Annotated in this window: 13 protein-coding genes; 6 read left to right on the top strand and 7 right to left on the bottom strand. The window is 56.0% G+C overall.

Annotated features, from left to right (window positions below; all coding sequences use genetic code 11):
- The first annotated feature begins 59 nt into the window (after window positions 1-59).
- The 4 genes from K239x_RS20645 to K239x_RS20630 all read left to right on the top strand — a co-directional run bounded on the left by K239x_RS20645 (window position 60) and on the right by K239x_RS20630 (window position 5,129).
- A complete protein-coding gene (locus K239x_RS20645) occupies window positions 60-437 on the top strand; it encodes a hypothetical protein (RefSeq protein ID WP_145420208.1) in 378 nt (125 codons plus the stop codon).
- Between the two features lie 60 nt (window positions 438-497).
- Window positions 498-1,805 carry a homoserine dehydrogenase gene (locus K239x_RS20640; RefSeq protein WP_145420206.1) on the top strand — a complete coding sequence of 436 codons (1,308 nt, stop codon included), beginning with the start codon at window positions 498-500 and terminating at the stop codon, window positions 1,803-1,805.
- Window positions 1,806-2,067: 262 nt separating this feature from the next.
- A complete protein-coding gene (locus K239x_RS20635; protein ID WP_145420204.1) occupies window positions 2,068-2,895 on the top strand; it encodes an ATP-binding cassette domain-containing protein in 828 nt (275 codons plus the stop codon).
- A complete protein-coding gene (locus tag K239x_RS20630) occupies window positions 2,892-5,129 on the top strand; it encodes an ABC transporter permease subunit/CPBP intramembrane protease (protein WP_145420202.1) in 2,238 nt (745 codons plus the stop codon). Before K239x_RS20635 ends, K239x_RS20630 begins: the two co-directional genes overlap by 4 nt.
- Before the next feature lie 88 nt (window positions 5,130-5,217).
- On the opposite strand, the gene K239x_RS20625 is transcribed toward K239x_RS20630, so the two are convergent.
- The 6 genes from K239x_RS20625 to K239x_RS20600 form a co-directional block, all read right to left on the bottom strand.
- Window positions 5,218-7,377: a hypothetical protein gene (locus tag K239x_RS20625; protein ID WP_145420201.1), complete on the bottom strand. Its 2,160-nt coding sequence runs from the start codon at window positions 7,375-7,377 to the stop codon at window positions 5,218-5,220.
- Between the two features lie 127 nt (window positions 7,378-7,504).
- Window positions 7,505-8,848: an acyltransferase family protein gene (locus tag K239x_RS20620; protein WP_145420199.1), complete on the bottom strand. Its 1,344-nt coding sequence runs from the start codon at window positions 8,846-8,848 to the stop codon at window positions 7,505-7,507.
- Window positions 8,845-9,972 (bottom strand): GNAT family N-acetyltransferase, encoded by a 1,128-nt coding sequence (locus tag K239x_RS20615; RefSeq protein ID WP_145420197.1) that lies wholly within the window; start codon window positions 9,970-9,972, stop codon window positions 8,845-8,847. The genes K239x_RS20620 and K239x_RS20615 overlap by 4 nt, the downstream gene beginning before the upstream one ends.
- 695 nt (window positions 9,973-10,667) lie before the next feature.
- On the bottom strand, window positions 10,668-10,871 hold the full coding sequence (rpsU, locus tag K239x_RS20610; protein WP_145420195.1) for a 30S ribosomal protein S21: 204 nt from the start codon (window positions 10,869-10,871) through the stop codon (window positions 10,668-10,670).
- A 261-nt stretch (window positions 10,872-11,132) separates the two neighbouring features.
- Complete coding sequence (locus K239x_RS20605) at window positions 11,133-12,266, bottom strand: MFS transporter (protein ID WP_145420193.1); 1,134 nt, start codon at window positions 12,264-12,266, stop codon at window positions 11,133-11,135.
- Window positions 12,267-12,495: 229 nt separating this feature from the next.
- Window positions 12,496-13,899: a sulfatase-like hydrolase/transferase gene (locus K239x_RS20600; RefSeq protein WP_145420191.1), complete on the bottom strand. Its 1,404-nt coding sequence runs from the start codon at window positions 13,897-13,899 to the stop codon at window positions 12,496-12,498.
- 309 nt (window positions 13,900-14,208) lie between these two features.
- Here K239x_RS20600 and K239x_RS20595 point away from each other — a divergent pair, with 309 nt between their 5' ends.
- Both K239x_RS20595 and K239x_RS20590 read left to right on the top strand, forming a co-directional pair.
- Window positions 14,209-15,582, top strand: coding sequence for a sulfatase family protein (locus tag K239x_RS20595; protein WP_145420189.1), 1,374 nt, complete (start codon window positions 14,209-14,211; stop codon window positions 15,580-15,582).
- Window positions 15,583-15,603: 21 nt separating this feature from the next.
- The gene (locus tag K239x_RS20590; protein ID WP_145420187.1) at window positions 15,604-16,359 is read left to right on the top strand and encodes an MIP/aquaporin family protein; all 756 of its coding nucleotides are present in this window, start codon (window positions 15,604-15,606) and stop codon (window positions 16,357-16,359) included.
- 162 nt (window positions 16,360-16,521) lie between these two features.
- Here the strand turns inward: K239x_RS20590 and K239x_RS20585 are convergent, their stop codons facing one another.
- Window positions 16,522-17,283: a PilZ domain-containing protein gene (locus K239x_RS20585; RefSeq protein WP_145420185.1), complete on the bottom strand. Its 762-nt coding sequence runs from the start codon at window positions 17,281-17,283 to the stop codon at window positions 16,522-16,524.
- Between the last annotated feature and the right edge of the window lie 222 nt (window positions 17,284-17,505).

Below are 17,505 nucleotides of genomic sequence, written 5' to 3'. Positions count from 1 at the left end.
TGGGTTCAGGCTGGCGCGGATCCTACTGTTTGCGTTGTAGTTAATCGAGAGCCAATACCATGCTTCGTTCTTCTGTCCCAGCAGCCACTCCCGAACTTGGTCAAATCGTCCGCGACATGCTTGCGGAAGACGCCGAATATGATCGACACGAAAACCGATCGATGCACCGCGAGCATCTTGTTCGCAGTGTGTTGCTTCAGATGCGGAAACCGGTCCAGGGCACGATCCTCGCGTTTTCGCGGAACGTCTCTGGTCACGGAATCGGGCTAATCACCCAAGAGCCGATCCCTGATCGATCCGAGGCCGTCTTGGTCATCGAAGGAATCAAGCGGCCCGATGTCGCGGTTATTTCGCAGTGTCGCTGGTGTCTTGCGTACGGCAGCAACTGGCATTTCTCGGGTTGGCAGTTCCAGTTGGTCAAACGCCAAACGTCGTAAAAACCGGCTGAATATCAATGGCCTCGCCGCGCCGTGAATTGATGACTAACATTTGTCCCCATGAAAAAGACAAATGTAGCTATCGTTGGAATGGGAACCGTTGGCACCGGTGTCGCTCGCCTGATTCTGGATCATGGGGATCGCACCTCGCGTCACGCTGGACGCACGATTTGGCTGAAGAAAGCCGTCGTGCGAGACTTGGCAAAACCGCGTGAAGTCGACTTGCCTGACGGCGTGGTCACCGATTCGCTTGGCGATGTGATCCATGATCCGGAGATTTCGGTCGTCGCGCAATTGATTGGCGGATTGGAGCCTGCCCGAACCATCATGCTGCAGTTGATGGAATCCGGCAAAGACATTGTCACCGCCAACAAGGCCTTGCTTGCCGAACACGGCCCCGAGCTGTTTACCCGAGCCAGAGAACTAGGGCGTAGCATCGCTTTTGAAGCGGCCGTCGCAGGCGGCATTCCGATCATCGCCAACATCAGCCAATGTCTGTCGGCCAATCAGTTGCAGTCGCTTGAAGGCATTCTGAACGGGACCAGCAACTTCATCGTCACTCAAATGGACGAACGTGGCGCGTCGTACGATGATGTGGTCAAACAAGCTCAGGAGTTGGGTTACGCCGAGGCCGATCCGACGATGGATGTCGACGGCACCGACGCGGCGCAAAAGCTCGCGATCCTGGCTCACTTGGCTTTTGGTGCGACCGTCGACTGGTCGGACATTCCCAAAATCGGCATCGATAATTTGGACCCCGCTGATTTGCAATACGCGCGGGAGCTTGGCTATCGCATCAAGTTACTTGCGGTCGCCAATCTTGCCGACGACGGTTTGGAGCTATCGGTTGCGCCGACGCTGGTACGGATCGGTACACCGCTTGCCGAAGTTCGCGATGCATTCAATGCCATTCGCGTGGTTGGCGACGCAGTGGGACCTGTTTTTTATCACGGCCTGGGGGCTGGCCAAATGCCAACGGCATCGGCCGTGGTCGCCGACGTCATCGACACGGCGGTAGGACGTACGAAACTAACGTTTCAGACGTTGGAATATTTCAACATCGAACAACCGCCACGAGTCAAGTTGCTCGATGCGCTGACGCTGATGGGGCGATACTATTTCCGCCTGCACGTCGCCAATCATCCTGGCACCTTGGCTGCGATTGCCGCCGTTTTGGAAAAGCACGCGATCTCGATTGCGTCGGTGATCCAACACGAAAACACGGTCGGAGCTGCCAAGGCTGATTCGGTCCCGTTGGTCATCATGACTCACGAAGCCAGCGAAGGATCGGCGCAAGGAGCCACCGTTGCCATCGAAGCTTTGGCCGCCGTCACCGGTCCGGTTGTACGGCTTAGGGTCAAGGACTAACGATTGCACGGGGCCGCGGGCCGCGAATCGCAGTTCTTATTTCCGAAGTAGCCTGTTTTGCTTTGAAGTTTTTCTTGATGCGCATAGGATGCGTCGATCGGCCGCGTCTGTGGTTTTGATCGCCCTCTGTGCATTCATTGCGAGGACGTATTGGTCGATCAATCGCGCCAAACGCGCTAGATGAAACAATCCCACCTTTGCTGACGACCGACCCAGTGAGCGTCAGGCCAAGGTGTGTCTTCTCCTCATCTCCTTCGAATGCATGATCCACGTTCAACATCTGACGAAAACGTACGATGACTTGCAACGCGGACGCTTTGTCGCCGTCGACGAAGTCTCCTTTAGCGTTAACCGCGGCGAAATCTTCGGGTTGCTTGGCCCCAACGGTGCTGGCAAGACAACCGTGCTGCGAATCCTGAGCACCGTGCTTTCGCCCACCTCTGGAATCGCCAACGTTGCCGGCTACGACGTGGTCACCGATCCCGCCGAAGTCCGCCGGCACATCGGATTTGTCAGCAACAACACGGCGATCTACGACCGCATGACGGCTTGGGAAATGGTCGAGTATTTCGGTCGTTTGCATGGCATGTCGGCGTCGCATCTAAACGAACGGCTCGAAACGCTGTTCACTCAACTTCGCATGAACGACTTTCGTGACGTGCCCGGTGCCAAAATGTCGACCGGCATGAAACAGAAGGTCTCCATCGCACGGGCGATGGTTCACGATCCACCAGTATTGATTTTTGACGAAGCCACTCTTGGTCTGGACGTCCTGGTCGCTCGCAATTTGTTGGCCGTGATCCGCTCGCTTCGCGACGCAGGAAAGTGCTTGATCTTTTCGACGCACATCATGAGCGAAGTCGAACGGCTTTGTGACCGAATCGCGATCATGCATCGTGGCAAAATTCTCGACTCGGGAACGCTGCCAGAGTTACGTGATCGTCACGATGAACATGACTTCGAAGAACTCTTCTTTGGGCTCCTTAGCCGGCACGAACACGCCGACTGCGAAGCACTCCAGTCGCACCCCGACGGGCTTGCTCCGGTGGATTTCACTAACCCAGCAACCAGCATGGAGGCGCGATCATGAATCTGACCTCCCAACAAAAACGTAAAAAAGCACGCACAGCCGGACGTCCTCGGCTTTCGGCCATCTGGTTGATCTACGCGCGAGAGATGCGTGATCAGCTGCGCGACCGCCGCACATTGTTTACCATCGCGATTCTGCCCATCTTGCTGTACCCGTTGGTGGGAATGTTGCTGCTGCAGATTGCCCAGTTCACACGTCAGCATCCCACGTCAATTGTTGTCGTCGGCACCGAATTTTTGACCGACGCACCACCGTTGTTGGAAGGCGAAAAGTTTGCCGAAGGCCTGGCGGACAACAACGAGCGTCTGGAGCTCATTCATTACAAGTGGAGTGATATCGCGAGCCATTCTGATGTCGCCGAAGAAACTTCGGCATGGGTTCGCGACGGCAGCTTTGATTTGGTCATCATGGTGCCACCCGAATTCGCTGACTCGTCGCTGCGTGGCGTCGACGAAAAGGCGTCGGTGCAACTGTTGTACAACGTTGCGTCAGATCAATCGATGGTCGCACGTGATCGCGTGATGACGGTCTTGTCCGCGTGGCGAGGAAGCTGGATTCGTGATCGATTGGCAACTTCAGGTGTCGACATGACGATGCTGGATCCATTCAAATTAAACGACGTTGATATCGCGCCCGAACGAACACGTGAAGCTGCTTTCTGGAGCAAACTGCTGCCGTTTATCATGCTGGTCTGGGCGATGACGGGTGCGTTTTATCCCGCGATTGACTTGGTTGCGGGCGAAAAAGAACGTGGGACGCTCGAGACTCTCCTTTGCAGTCCCGCACTGCGTGGCGAAATCGTTTGGGGCAAATTGGGAGCGGTTACCACCTTTAGCATGCTTACCGCGATTCTGAACGCAGGCAGCATGTTGGTTACCAGCACATTCGTCTTCGGCCAAATCGGGCTTGGTGGCGCAAACGCTGCGATGGGTTCACCACCGCTGGCGCCGATGTTGTGGCTGTTGGTTGCTCTGGTGCCATTGTCGGCACTGTTCAGTGCCCTGGCGTTGGCTGTCGCCGCGATGGCCCGCAGCAGCAAAGAAGGCCAGTACTATCTGATGCCGCTGATGATGGTCACGTTGCCGTTGGTGCTGTTGCCAATGCTGCCCGGAACCACTCTGAGCGTCGGGACTAGCTTGATTCCCGTAACCGGAATGTTCTTGTTAGTTCGTTCGCTTGTCGAAGGCCAGTACGCCACCGCAATCATGTACATCCCAATGGTCGCGTTTGTCACAGGGCTTTGCCTGTGGATGGCAACGCGATGGGCACGCAGCCAGTTTGACGATGAATCCGTTTTGTTCGGCGGCGGCGAACAATGGGAACTCAGTATGTGGGTGCGTCACCTGTGGCGTGACCGACAAACCGCAGCGACTCCCGCACAAGCGTTTGCGTGTGGCGCGATCATTTTGGTCACGCTGTTCTTTGGCAAACTTGCGGTCACCGATGTGCCGACGGATTTTGTGGGCATCGCAAAGCTCGTCAGCTTGCCGCAGTTCGCAATGATCTTATTTCCCGCGATCATGATGGCGTTGGTGTTGACTACGTCGGTCCGCAAAAGCCTTCGCATTCGCATGCCGCACTGGACCGTGTTGCCGCTATCGGTATTGGTCGGGTTTACACTGCATCCGGCTTACACGCTGTTGGCCAGATCAGTCAGCTACGCGTATCCGATTAGCGAAGAAGCCGCTTTGGCGATGCAGCCGTTTGTACAGCAAATCACCGACGCGCCTTGGGTTTCGATCATCTTGCTAATGGCCTTGGTTCCGGCGATCTGCGAAGAGCTTGCGTTCCGCGGATTTATCTTCGGGGGACTCGTTCGCGAAAACGGTCGATTCCGCGCTGTGGTTGTTACCGCGATCATGTTCGGGATTTCGCACGGCATCGTTCAGCAATCGATCTGTGCCACGTTCATGGGTTTGATGCTTGGCTGGGTCGCGTTGAGAACCGGAAGCGTCTTGCCCGGTATCCTGATTCACTTCACCAACAACACCATGTCGGTGTCGATGGATCGCATCATGAATAGCGGCTGGGAAGGATCGCAGTTGTTGATGCACTCGACCGAAGCGGGACCCGAGTACCGACCGGTGTGGATCATCATCAGCACGTTGATGGCTGTCGCCTGCTTATTGTACATCGCATCCCTGCGACCGGCGGTCGATGAAGCCAAAGCAGACTTGGTCGAGTCTGATTTGGAATACATCGATCCGACCAAAGCGATCGCCGTTTCGATGTGAGCCGTGGCTCCGCGAAGTCCTCGTGGGATGAGTATGGGGGCGGAAGGTCTAGCGGCGTGCAGCATTTTTCGGCGGACGCAAGTTTGCTTTATGGCTTGCTCTTTTGGGGCAGCCGCCGGGTGCCTTCGATGATTTCGCTGGCATTCCATAGATACGTCGAAGTGGCCTCGTCTCGCGGTAATACGACTCCGCACGGGCTAGGTCTTTGTGCAAAAAGCTCGAAGGCGTTTCCGCGCTTTCGGTAAAGAAATGGTTTTCCCGAATACGGATCAATTGGCATCCGGCTCAAGTGTTTGGGAACGACCGCGTCGAGGCTTTCTGGGTAGTGCTTTTTGTCTTCGTGATAGATCGTTAACGCCGCGTGCAGGGTCAGCAGTCGGCAGGCTGCGTCGCGCCGGACGATCGCTTCGGCAAGCGACTCTTCGGCTGGCGACCACGCGTTTCCGGGGATCGAATTCGCGTTCTTTGCGTAGATTTCGTTGATCCCTTGAATGCGGGCATGCCATGTTTCGGTGTGGTCCATCCAGGCTCGATCGTTTTGGATCAACGACTCCAGCGAGTCTCTTTGTGCATCGATTTCGACGAGCGCGCCGATCACATCCATCAGCTTGCGATTGCTCAGCTTGGGCAGCATCGTGATCAGCAGTTCCTGGCCTCGTGTTTCGCAAGCGACGCCGACTAAAGACATGGGGATGGCACCGCCGCATGTCATTCGGCTTCCAAATCGTATCAATCCGAGTGTCCGTTCAACTGCCTGGTTGGCGGTCTTTTCGGTGCTGGCAGCTGGATTAGCCTTGGCGGCGGTGGGTGTCGTAAGCGAATTGATTTCATTCGTCCATGATCGAGCCAGGTTTCTTGCTGCCTGCTCAGCTTGCATCGGTCTCATCGCAAATGGCCGGCGATCGATTTCGGTGTCGAGCGGGAGGTGAATGCGGACGCCTCGTCGCACTAGCAAGTCGATTTCTGAATAGCTTTCCGCCAGCCAGTTTGCTTTCTCGGTCATCCCATTGGTCCGCAGCGTTTGGATGGTGCGGTTTTGAGTGTTCAAGGTGCTTGCGGCGATCATCGCTTTGCAGAGCTTTTCGTAGTCCGCCGCATTTTGTTGGCTGGATTTGGGGCGAGGCAATTCGCCGGTCATGGTTCGGTAGAGTGGTGCCAACGTCGCGAGCAACGCGACCGCGGACACGATGCAAGCGATTTTCGCCACAGGCCGAACGCGAATTGGTTTGGTAAGGGCCGTTTTGGCAACGGCGGTTTCTGCCGTCGGGTGCCTGGCAATTGTAGGATGCCAAGCGACAAGCCCGGCGGTTCGCAGCATCAGCGTGCAGGCCGCTAAGCTGACGGTTCCGCTGGTCAGCATCAGCCAAAGCGTCTCGGTCGTCTTGGAGCTTCGCCAGAGGAAAGAGGTCAGCCACTTGGTTGCAGGAGTCAGTTGAAAACTGGTTGATCCAAGCACGATCGCGGTGCCCAGTGCGGCTAGTGCAATCGCTGATAAAAGACGCCAACGCCATTGGATGGACAGTACTAACCCGCAGGCAAGGCAATTGATGGCAGCCAACAGGATTGCAAGTAACGCAAAGGCGGTTGCATCGACCGGTTCGGATCGGCGAAGGCACGACGTGATTATAGTGAACACGACGGCTCCAAACGCCGCCCCGACAAGCAGGTCTCGCAAGGAGTAAATCGAGCGTCGCTCGGGATTCGCCTGGTCGGTCAACAGAATCGCAGGTCCACCTAGGAAGCGACTTGTCATCGCCAGCGTAGCAGTGGTGGTGAACGATGCGATTAGAATTCCCGCGCTGATTCGTTCGTGCCAGCCGGTGGCAAAGAAAATGCTTGATATTCGATTGATGCAGTAGACGGCCACCAGAATTCCCAGGCCGATGGTTGCGCAGAGGCCAGCGGGGCTGATCGCAACAGGACGGGTGCCGACGCTCGTTTTCTTCGTTCGTAGTCGCACTGAGCAAAGTACAGCGGTGGTCAGCAATCCGGAGATACAGAACATCACTGCGGGCAGGTAGGCGCGAATCGCGATCAGGGATCCGGCAAAACCACAAGCGACGGCAGCGCGAACGAACCACTTGCCTTTACCTAGCGACAGCCAGATCGCCAGCACGCCCTGGAGCACCGCGACCGCCACAATCACTTCGATGATCCAACGCGACGATGTTAAGATCGCGAATACGGTTTGCAGTGAAGCCAAGCGGAATGCCTTTTGGTCTTTGTCATCAGTCCATCGTAGGTCCATTTCTCCGATGGCCTACGACGTCAGCTAAGAACATTTATACCTTGGCGCAAAACCGCCCACAGCAAAGTTGGCCGCGAACTGCGTTGAAGCACCTTGCCGCTGTCAACGATTTGCGTTCGGGCTGATGCTAAGAAGTCTTCTTGATCGGCGCGTTCAGGTAGCGGCGTTCCACCAGCAGGTAAAACACGTAGGCCACCGGGAATGACAAGATTAGGCACGCAGGAAGCGTGATGCGAAGCACGTCGGCATCGCTGGTCACTCCGCCCATGGCCAGGAAACTGGCGACAAAGACAGTGATGGGGAAGTGTGTCAGGTAAAGGCTGTATGAAATCTTGCCGGACCAGCGAAACGGCGCCAGCGTCCAGTGCTGAGCGACTTTCTTGTCCCAGCGTTTGATGTACGAAAGAAAAATGCCAAACGTACATGCGACCAAAATGTATTCACCGACATGCCGGTCGTGGGCGTCGATTGCAAAGACTCGTTCGCTCAGTCCATACACCGCACCGACGGCCATCGCAATCATGGCAGCGCGAGCTGGTTTTCCCGTTAGGTAGTTGATTCGCTGATAGACCAAGATCCCACAGACGAACAGCAACCAGTGTCCGTCAAAAAAGAACCCGTTGATCGGCACGCCGTAAAAACGACAAACGTGACGAGTGATCAACGTCGCGCCTGCAATCAGGTACGAAGCTAGAAAGAATCGGCGTGACGCGAGCACTAGCAAGATGCCAGCTACCGCGTAGAACTGTTCTTCGTAGCACAGCGTCCAAGTATTGAGCAGCAGATGGTTGCTTTCGCCGCCAACGACTTTGGGAAACCAGGACGTCGTCGCTGAAAAGTTAGCCAGCCAGTCGGTCAGGGTAAAGCTTGCCAAACGCGGTAGCTGCAGGCAGTTTTCTGAGAGTGTTGAACTGAGGCCAACAACCAAAGTGAACAGGATTGCAAACACGAACCCGCCCCACAACGGCGGGTAGATGCGGCGAATTCGGCGGTAGAAATAGTTGACCAGTGAGTGTGGTTTTCTGCGTAGCGAATCGATGCTCGCTGCAATGCAGTAGCCGCTGACGACAAAGAACATGGGCACGCCCATCCACAATCGTCCCACCAAATTGATGCCCAGTCCGCCCAGCGTCCAGGTCGATGGATCGCCCGTGGACCAGCTTCGTTCGGCATAGAACGTCGCGTGATAGAACATCAGCATCAGGCAAGCCATGCCACGAACGACATCCAGTGTGTCGTACCGTGCCGTCGCCGGTTTGGGCGGTAGCTGCGGTCGGATGACCGTTTGTGTTTCAGTCCGACCGAGACTGTCGTCGGTTGCCGTCGATGGAGTCGCGACGATTGCAGACGGATCGTGCGGCGCATCAGTCGCGCCAGCCGTATCGCCCAGTACGACGGCTGTGCCGGTGCTGAAGAACGTCGGGTCAAGTGATCCGTCAGTCGGATTCGGATGGCTGCTGTCGTTCATCATTGTGTTGCGGGAATGTTAAACGTATTTTGGCACCAATTTCGCATCGCAGTGCCACCCGTGATTGCTGCGTTGAGCACTTGGGATCGCATGCGATTGGGCGTCAGTCGCAGCCGTTGGCAAGCCGTTTTTTCGGCTCCCAGTTGCCGCTTGTAATCAAAGTCGCCGCGGCAAAAATCAAATTCACTTAGTCCCAGTTCGATCGCGTGGCGGATCGAAGCCGTGTTCACAAGCCATCCGGGATTTTGTTTCAGCGCATCGGGGTCGATCCCGATCTGGTAGGCGTAACTGCAGTGGTCGTCGCGAAAGCAAATTTCGGTGGCGATCGGCCCACTGTTGTCGGACACGCAGACCATGTCCAAGTGGCCGGATCGGAAAAAGTCGGCGGCGATGTTGTGCAGGAATGCTGCAAAGTCGCCATCGGCAAAGCAGCCGGGGTCTCCCAGGCTGGTGCGTCGTCGCTGATGAAGCGTGACAAAGTGCATCCAATTGCATTCGAATTCGGTCGGATCGCTCGCGATGGACACGTTTAATTCCCCTGATTCAAATCGCTTCACCGCTGTGCGAACTTTGCGGCGACAGGATTTGGAGAGCTGAGAGATATACTCGTCCATGCTGCCTGGCAGATCGATTCGCCAGGTATGAAGCGTCGACCGATCGATCAGCGAATAGTTCATCTGCTGTGCAGCGCTGGCGAACGCGACGAAGGCATTGCTGTTGGGAGCGATCCCATCAAGTTGCAGTAGGTCCGCTTGTTCGTTCTGGTCGCTGGTGAACCAATTTGCGATGGCTGCTCCGACTTCCGTTTCGCGGTTTGGTGCCGAAAGGATGGACTGTTGGTCCGATGCGACTTCCCCGGATCCAATGAACTGGGCGACTCGTCCGGCCGACAAGATCCGCTGGACGAATAAGGGTGCGATGCCGACGCAGGTTTCTTGGTCGTAGACAGCCAAGATCAACAACGCACGATCGACGCCAAAGTGTTTCCACCATGCGCGATGCCAGCGAAAACTCCGGAAGGGAATGCTGGGAGCCAAGCGGTTCCACTCGGTCTTCAAGCCATCAAAGCCAGCGGCATCGGTGACGACACGGACTGTTAGATCAGCCGATTGGTTGGTGGCAATCATCGCAGCAGTGGCTCAAGTGAATCGGCGGAATGGACTCTGGGAATTTCACTTAAAGCTAGGTCGCAATAGCTGGCCGACAGCCGGTCTCGGCAATTTGGGGGACGGATCATCGACGTGTGCGAGTACGTCACCGTCGCTGGATTGGGTTTTGACGATTGTGCCGATCGCGGGCAAGTGATTCACGGCGGGGAAGGGGGCGAGTTGCCGCTGCCGTCCGTTTGCGAAGTCGCTCAGTTTGCACGTAAGTCGCTTTTGTGCTCCCGGACGACTCCGTTGCTGGGCACCGGACAGGGCAATCGTCGGCACAGGGCAATCGTCGGCCAATCGATGTTGCTGTTTCGCGTTCGGCTCTTTGTCCGGCTTTTCGCCCGGCCGCGAAACGAGCTAAATCGACAAGCCGCTCGCACTAGAACGGCGAAGCCTGAGATTGCATCTGAACGAATCGCTAGCCGGTATTGTTCGGCCGCAAGCCATTGGGTCCATCGTGACGCAAAGCTACGTCGATTTGGCGCTCATCAGGCGCGTGTTGAAAGCTGAATCGCTTCTTTTCTCAGGTGAGCCGTTGATGGCAGGGCTATTTCTGCACTGCTGATAGCGCAACGGTCGAGGCCAACATGACAGTTGTCATGTCGGCCATTGGGAGATGGCACCTTACTGTGCCCAAGCTCTGCGAATCGATCTCGCAGAGACGAAACTTAGCGACGGCCAGCAGCCAATCGACGTTCGCGGGCGAGACGACGCTCGGCGCGGATATGATTGCGACGTTTGATTTCGCTTGGCTTTTCGTAGTACTGACGACGGCGCATTTCTTTCTTCAAACCGCTTCGTTCCACCAATTTGCGGAAACGACGGACGGCTTCTTGAATGGTTTCGCGATCGCGAACCTGCATTCGTATCATTGCTTCTCCGCTTCAATCTTCAAATGAGTTAGGGTTGCTCAGGACCGCAGTCCCGTTCGTGGGGATGAAACATCCAGCGACGAAGTCTAAGCCTGCGAGCCAAAATACGAAATCGGGGGCCAACGCCACCAGCGATTTCTTTGGTTTGGGAGCGACAGTGTAGACATCTCCTCGACTTCCCGCACCGCCCAATCGGCACCAAAACGGCCAAAAGATGGGGATTTCTCTCCGGAAACCGACCGCTGATCAGCTCCCAGTCGCTTACGAGGCCGCTGAACCGCCGGTTTTTGTCGATCTGATCAGCGACAGCCAATACACCGCGGTCGCTGTGAAGCAGGTTGCCCCGATCGTCGCAAACAACGTGGCAAAGCCGTATTGTTCGCCAATTAGCCCCAGTAAAGGTGCTCCGCAGATGGTGCCCAAATCCAGCATCATCAGTGCCAACGTCGATCCCGTGCCGCGAATTTCCAGCGGAAACGTCTCCAGCGTCAGGGCCGTCATTGTATGGAACATCAGGCTGTGTCCCGCGCCAGCCAAGAGCGCAGGCAGCACAATCAACCAGGGATTTTCGCTGCCGACGACCGCAAACGCGAACATTCCCAGCGACATCAATCCTCCGCCGGCGATCAGGACTTTTGCCGTCCCCCAGCGTTGAGGCAATTGGCGGCCAAAGACCCGGATCGCGATCGCAGGTCCCGCATAGAACCAAAAGAAAACGCCGATCACCGAATAGCCACTGATCTGCAGGGGCTGGCGATCGATGAAACTGGCGACAAAAATGAAGGGGCCGCACATGCACACGCCAAACGCCAGATCCACCAGCAGGATGGTGCCGGGCCAGTGCTGCCGGACGTTTGCCGCAAATTCCGAAAGCCGAATCGAAACGACCGCCTTGGACCGAACCGGCGGCCGAATGAACACCAGGATGCCGGCGGGAATCAGGTTGGCAATCGCAGCGATGGCAAAGAACCAGACAAAATCACGGTGCTGTCGGTCACTGGAGCCTAGGAAAAGGTCGCCCAAAAATGGTCCTACCAACATGCCCAAAAAACCGCCGACACCCAGGATGCCGATCGCTTCGGCACGGCGGTTATCCGGCGCGATCTGTGACACATAAGTCAGCCCGCTTGTAAACACGATCGCGGCGCCCAGCACGATTCCGGATCGGCAAACAAAAATCAGGGGCGTCAGTTCATACAAAAACAAGTTGCTCAGTGCCGCGGCCGCAAACACCCCGTAGCCGATTGCCCACATCGTTCTTGCGCCCAGCCGATTCATCCATTGGGCGATCCAGGGGCGCAGGACCAGCCCAAGGGAAGCACCAAAGCCCATCACCAAACCCACTTGTCGCAGGTCACCGCCCAGGAATTCAATCCAGCGGGCGTAATGTGCCATCAGTGTATTGGCGATGACAAAACACGTCTGACTGCAGATCGCTAACGCAAAGCTGCGATCATACAGACGCGCGGCAACGGTGGGGGAAACAGTGGCGATGTGGATTGCTCGCGACGGAAAGACAGAAACATTTGGCCAACGTAGTCACCTGCTTGGTCGTAAAGAAGCCCAAAGGCAAAGAAGGTCCTTTGTCGTCAAACCCATCGCGTCATCGCATCAGCAACCACGGCTACCTTGCGTCGCGCATTGCCGGTCGCTGCCATGGCACCGCGCCGCCGCGTTGCACTTGAGCCCGAAGCGCCGACGACAATTCGTTAAATACCTTGGGAGCCCGCTTGGCCAGGTCGGTTGTTTCGAGCGGGTCGTCTGCCAAATTGAAAAGCTCCAGCGGTTTGAACGGACTGTTTTGAATCAGTTTCCAATCCCCGCGTCTGACTGCGTTGATCGTCAGCCCACCGTAACGATTGCCGCCTTCGCGTCGATGAAAATACAGGTCTCGTTCAGCCACGTTTGCTTGCTCGCCTAGCATAACAGGCAGCAGCGAAACGCCATCGATGGGAGATGCAAAGGAAGCTCCCGCAGCTTCGCAAATGGTCGGAAACAAATCCATCGTGATGCCCTTTGCATCGGTGCGACTGCCAGCGGTGATCTTGCCTGGCCAGACCGCACAAGTTGGCACTCGTAGGCCGCCTTCGTACATGCTCTGTTTGCCATCGCGAGTGGCGCCGTTGTTAGCACCGACGCTGATTTGGCCCCCGTTGTCTGACGAGAAAATGACCAGCGTTTTTTCTGCGTCCGCCCCGTCATTCACGGTTTGAAGGACTCGGCCGATTCCGTCATCCAAGTGTTCGATCAAGGCTACTAATTTGGCTCGTTTTTCGCTGATGTTGGGTTCGCGTTGTTTGACTTTTGCCAGCCATTCGGGAGGTGGTTGGATCGGCGTGTGCGGAGCGTTGTAGGCCAAGTACAGAAAGAACGGATCGGGTTGGCCGACTCGTTTGCCAATGAAGTCGATCGCCCACTGCGTGAACAAATCCGTCGCGTGCCCCGTCGGCTTGATCTCCTGATCATTTAGCCGCATGTAGTTGTTGCCGTGCCGTTCATGGACGTAGTAGTCGTCCATCATGTCGCCCAGGTATCCATGAAAATGATCAAACCCCCGCTCGTTCGGTTTGTTGGGTGATTCCAATCCCAGGTGCCACTTGCCGATGAGTGACGTTGTGTAGCCCACGTTTCGCAGCGAAGTCGGCAACATTGCCGCGTTGGGATCCAAGTAACCCCAGTTGTTTTCGCGGTGCGTGCGAATCACGCCAGGCACTCCCACCAATTCTGGGAATCGACCGGTTAGCAGCGAAGCTCGCGAAGGAGAGCAGACGGGGCAGTTGGCGTAGAAATTGTCAAACCGTATCCCGCGCTCAACGAGCTGATCGATGTGGGGAGTTCGAAGGTCCTCTGCGCCGTAGGAACTCAAGTCTCCGTATCCCAAATCGTCCACCAAAATCATCAGGACGTTGGGGCGGCTAGCCGAACCGTCGACGGCGATGCTTTGCATGGGTGAGATAGCGGCCAAGCAAAGAGCGGCCAAACCGGCCGCGACGAAACGGATCGGTGTAGTTTGGAATCGCAGCAACATTTGTGATTTCCTGGCGAGAGTTTTTGGGGCGTGACTTTTGGGGAGGGCAAGTTCAGCGGCACGCAAGTTCAGCGGCAATCGATCGGAATCGCCAAGTTTACGTGGTCGTGGCAAGCGGTGCGACATCTAGACGCTGACCACCTAAACGCTGGCCATCTAGTCGCTGCCCAATTCAACGGCGACGGGAGCTTGGACACTGCTGTCCGCTTGCGCGCTGTCTAGCTGCTTTGGCACTGTCTAACTGTTCTGGCACTACTAAGTTGCCCGATTGGTAGAACATCGCTTCGCGTCCGGTTATGATCTCTCCCTATGAACACAAACCTACGAAAAATAGCCTTGGTGATGGTCGGCGCGACGACCGTCTTTTTTCAAGCCGCGGATCGCTCCGTTGCCCAGCAACCTCCCAACATCGTGATGCTGATTTCCGATGACCAAGCGTGGACCGACTACGGGTTCATGGGGCATCCGGACATCAAGTCGCCGCACTTGGATAAGCTGGCTTCCGAAAGCGTTTTATTTCGCCGCGGTTATGTCCCCACCGCGCTTTGTCGCCCTTCGCTGGTGACGCTGTTGACTGGTCATTACGCTTCGACGCATGGCGTCACTGGCAATGACCCGTCGCCAAAGTATGCGGCGCGGGGATCGGAGCTTTACAATCAGCGATGCGCCAAATTGATTTCGTATTTGGACAGATTTGAAACGGTGCCCGAGGCGCTCGGAAAACTTGGCTATCTGTCGCATCAAAGCGGAAAGCTCTGGGAGGGCAGTTATCAGAACTGCGGGTTTACTCACGGAATGACTCGTGGCTTTCCTCAAAAAGGCGGTCGCCATGGTGATGATGGTTTGTCGATCGGTCGCAAAGGCATGGCGCCGGTGACTCAATTTATCGACATGGCGGTCAAGGAAAAGAAGCCGTTCTTTATGTGGTACGCGCCGTTCTTGCCCCACACGCCGCACAATCCTCCGCAGCGTTTGATCGACAAGTACAGCCAAGGTGATCTCACCCCAACCGTGGCCAAGTACTATGCGATGTGCGATTGGTTTGACGAAACGTGTGGAGAATTGCTGAATAAAATCGACGAAACCGGACAGCGCGACAATACATTGGTCGTCTATGTCACCGACAACGGCTGGATTCAGAATCCCGCCAAGAATGGCTACGCTCCGCGATCGAAACAAACGCCCTACGAAGGCGGCGTGCGTACTCCGATCATGTACCGCTGGCCTGCCAAATTCGCTGCGGCGGACCGAACCGAATTAGCAAGCAGCATCGACATCGTTCCCACGATGCTGGCGGCTGCCGGGGCACCGATACCCGACGACCTACCAGGGGTGAATTTGCTGCCCAACCTGATCAGCAGCAAGCCCATCGAACGCGACACGATTTTTGGCGAAGGCTTTGCTCATGACATTGCCGATATCGAAAACCCCGAAGCATCGTTGTTGTTTCGCTGGGCCATCGAAGGCAAATACAAACTTTTGTTGACGTACGATGGCGAAGTCAATCGCTACAAGTCGACGCATCCGCGAAACGAAAAACGGCCGCAGCTGTTTGATTTGGAAGCGGATCCCAGCGAAGAAAACAACCTTGCCGCAGAACATCCCGAAGTGGTTGAGCGGCTCGTAAAGAAGATCAACGCTTGGTATCCCGTCAATGAGCGGCAAGTGCTCAGCGCATTCTAAAGTTAAAAGGTTGGTTCTGTGATGGATGCTTATGTCGCTGAGTTTTTTGGGACCGCCCTGCTGATTTTGATCGGCGGTGGTGTCAATGCGAATGCTAGTTTGTCCAAAACGTTTGGATCGAATGATTCCAACTGGAATCAGATTGCGATCGGATGGGCGTTGGCTGTTTATGTGGGCGTGATCTGTAGCCAGGAAGCCAGCGGTGCGCATTTAAATCCGGCGGTGTCGATCGGATTGGCAGCGGCTGGGAAATTCAGTTGGTCGCTGGTCGTGGGCTACATCACGGCGCAGTTTCTGGGCGCGTTTGCCGGAGCGGTGCTCGTCTACCTTTTCTACTTTCAGCACTACGCGGTCACGACAGACGCCGACGCAAAGTTGGCTACCTTTTGCACTTCGCCTGCGATCCGTGGTTACGGGCACAATGTGTTTGGCGAGGCAATCGGGACGTTCGTCCTAGTCTTTGCAGTCTTGATGGCCAGCGGTGCCAAATTGATCACGGGCGACGGCGGTGCGGGCGCCTCCAGCGAGATCGGTTTGGGAGCTCTCGGTGCTCTACCAGTCGCGTTGGTTGTCTTTGCCGTCGGCATCGCGCTTGGCGGAACGTCCGGCTATGCGATTAATCCAGCCCGTGACTTGGCACCGCGATGTGCACACGCCGTGCTTCCGATTCCTGGCAAACGCAATTGCGATTGGAGTTACGCGTGGGTGCCGATCGTCGGCCCCATCATCGGCGGTGCCGTCGCCGCGTTGGCGTACCGAATCATCGAAGTGATTTAAAGTTTTTGAAGAAATCGCGGTTTAACATCCGTTGTCGTTGCCAAGTTTGTTTTTTTGGCAAAGCGGACATTGTCTTTGTCCGTGTCGGGTGGCAATTAGCGTGATGCAATGACCGTTAAGGCCCGGGGCTAGCGCCAGCGGCTGATGATGGCTGAGCGGTATTTAGCCTAGCAATCCGGTTTGGGTTAGTGCCAAGCACAACACGGTGGCGACTGCTGCGACCAGAACGCTCCGTCGCATCGATCGTTTGCGATTCAGTGAATCTACTTCGGCCACCATTCCGTGACTCAGAACATCGGCGACGAGATCAGGGATTTCTCGGGTGATGAATGCGAGTCCCGCTTCAAACGTGCCTTTGCGTTCGCTTTGCCAAACCGTCTTGGCTGCAATGATGGTTTCTTCATCGGTGTCGGGCGACAGCACGTGAATTCGCAATCGAGCGCCTTCGGGAAGCGGTTCCTTGAGAGCGATTTTTAGGCCCCCGCTGGAGCAGTCTTGGATTTCGATGTCGACTTGCGATTCGTGCAGTTCCCAATTCAGCTTGGCGTTTTGCCGCCAGTCGACTCGGTCTTCACGACGTCGGTTGATCACGTTTTCGTGAGCCAGCGACTCGAGCACTTCTTCTGGAATCGATTCCAGCAATTGCACGCCCAAGACCGACTTGCCGTCGACCCACGGTTCGACTCGTCGCACGATACCGGGAAAGACGCCGTGCAGTTCGTTGGTTTTCAGTTCCGTGACAAACGGTTGCCCAATCTTGAAAGTGCCTTCAGACAACATTCTGAGCCCGCCGGGCGAAATGTCGATCACGTTGCCTTGAACCGGTTCATCGAATTCAACGAATGTGTCGCAGCGCAGCGATTGGTCGTCGCACGTCTTGTAGCGACGCTCTTTTCGGACGCAAAGTGTTGCTTCGTCTTCCATTTTTCTATACTCAACCGGCAGATGGATCGGTGACTCTCTTTAGGGTCTTAGCTCACGTAAAAGGAGCCAACCGCCTGTGCAGGCGATCATTGTCTTTGAAACAGCTGCCTGGATCATCGGTCATGCCGGTTGGCTGGATTGTGTCGATTGACGCGAATGCGTGCATCGGACGGGAAGGCTTGCATCGGACGCGGAATGACCGTGCCTTTGCCTGGGCAGATA

The organism is Stieleria marina, assembly GCA_007741555.1.
In the GTDB taxonomy this organism is placed as follows: Bacteria; Planctomycetota; Planctomycetia; order Pirellulales; family Pirellulaceae; genus K23-9.
Note: the sequence above shows the minus strand (reverse complement) of the source record. Positions and strands in the feature narration are given on the sequence as shown.

What these genes read in the sequence shown, in the direction of transcription:
- K239x_RS20605 (WP_145420193.1), bottom strand. Translation starts at nt 12,266, where the DNA reads ATGGCACATTACGCCCGCTGGATTGAATTCCTGGGCGGTGACCTGCGA.
- K239x_RS20620 (WP_145420199.1), bottom strand. Translation starts at nt 8,848, where the DNA reads ATGATGAACGACAGCAGCCATCCGAATCCGACTGACGGATCACTTGAC.
- K239x_RS20585 (WP_145420185.1), bottom strand. Translation starts at nt 17,283, where the DNA reads ATGGAAGACGAAGCAACACTTTGCGTCCGAAAAGAGCGTCGCTACAAG.
- K239x_RS20640 (WP_145420206.1), top strand. Translation starts at nt 498, where the DNA reads ATGAAAAAGACAAATGTAGCTATCGTTGGAATGGGAACCGTTGGCACC.
- K239x_RS20590 (WP_145420187.1), top strand. Translation starts at nt 15,604, where the DNA reads ATGGATGCTTATGTCGCTGAGTTTTTTGGGACCGCCCTGCTGATTTTG.
- K239x_RS20630 (WP_145420202.1), top strand. Translation starts at nt 2,892, where the DNA reads ATGAATCTGACCTCCCAACAAAAACGTAAAAAAGCACGCACAGCCGGA.
- K239x_RS20645 (WP_145420208.1), top strand. Translation starts at nt 60, where the DNA reads ATGCTTCGTTCTTCTGTCCCAGCAGCCACTCCCGAACTTGGTCAAATC.
- K239x_RS20595 (WP_145420189.1), top strand. Translation starts at nt 14,209, where the DNA reads ATGAACACAAACCTACGAAAAATAGCCTTGGTGATGGTCGGCGCGACG.
- K239x_RS20635 (WP_145420204.1), top strand. Translation starts at nt 2,068, where the DNA reads ATGATCCACGTTCAACATCTGACGAAAACGTACGATGACTTGCAACGC.
- rpsU (WP_145420195.1), bottom strand. Translation starts at nt 10,871, where the DNA reads ATGATACGAATGCAGGTTCGCGATCGCGAAACCATTCAAGAAGCCGTC.
- K239x_RS20600 (WP_145420191.1), bottom strand. Translation starts at nt 13,899, where the DNA reads ATGTTGCTGCGATTCCAAACTACACCGATCCGTTTCGTCGCGGCCGGT.
- K239x_RS20625 (WP_145420201.1), bottom strand. Translation starts at nt 7,377, where the DNA reads ATGGACCTACGATGGACTGATGACAAAGACCAAAAGGCATTCCGCTTG.
- K239x_RS20615 (WP_145420197.1), bottom strand. Translation starts at nt 9,972, where the DNA reads ATGATTGCCACCAACCAATCGGCTGATCTAACAGTCCGTGTCGTCACC.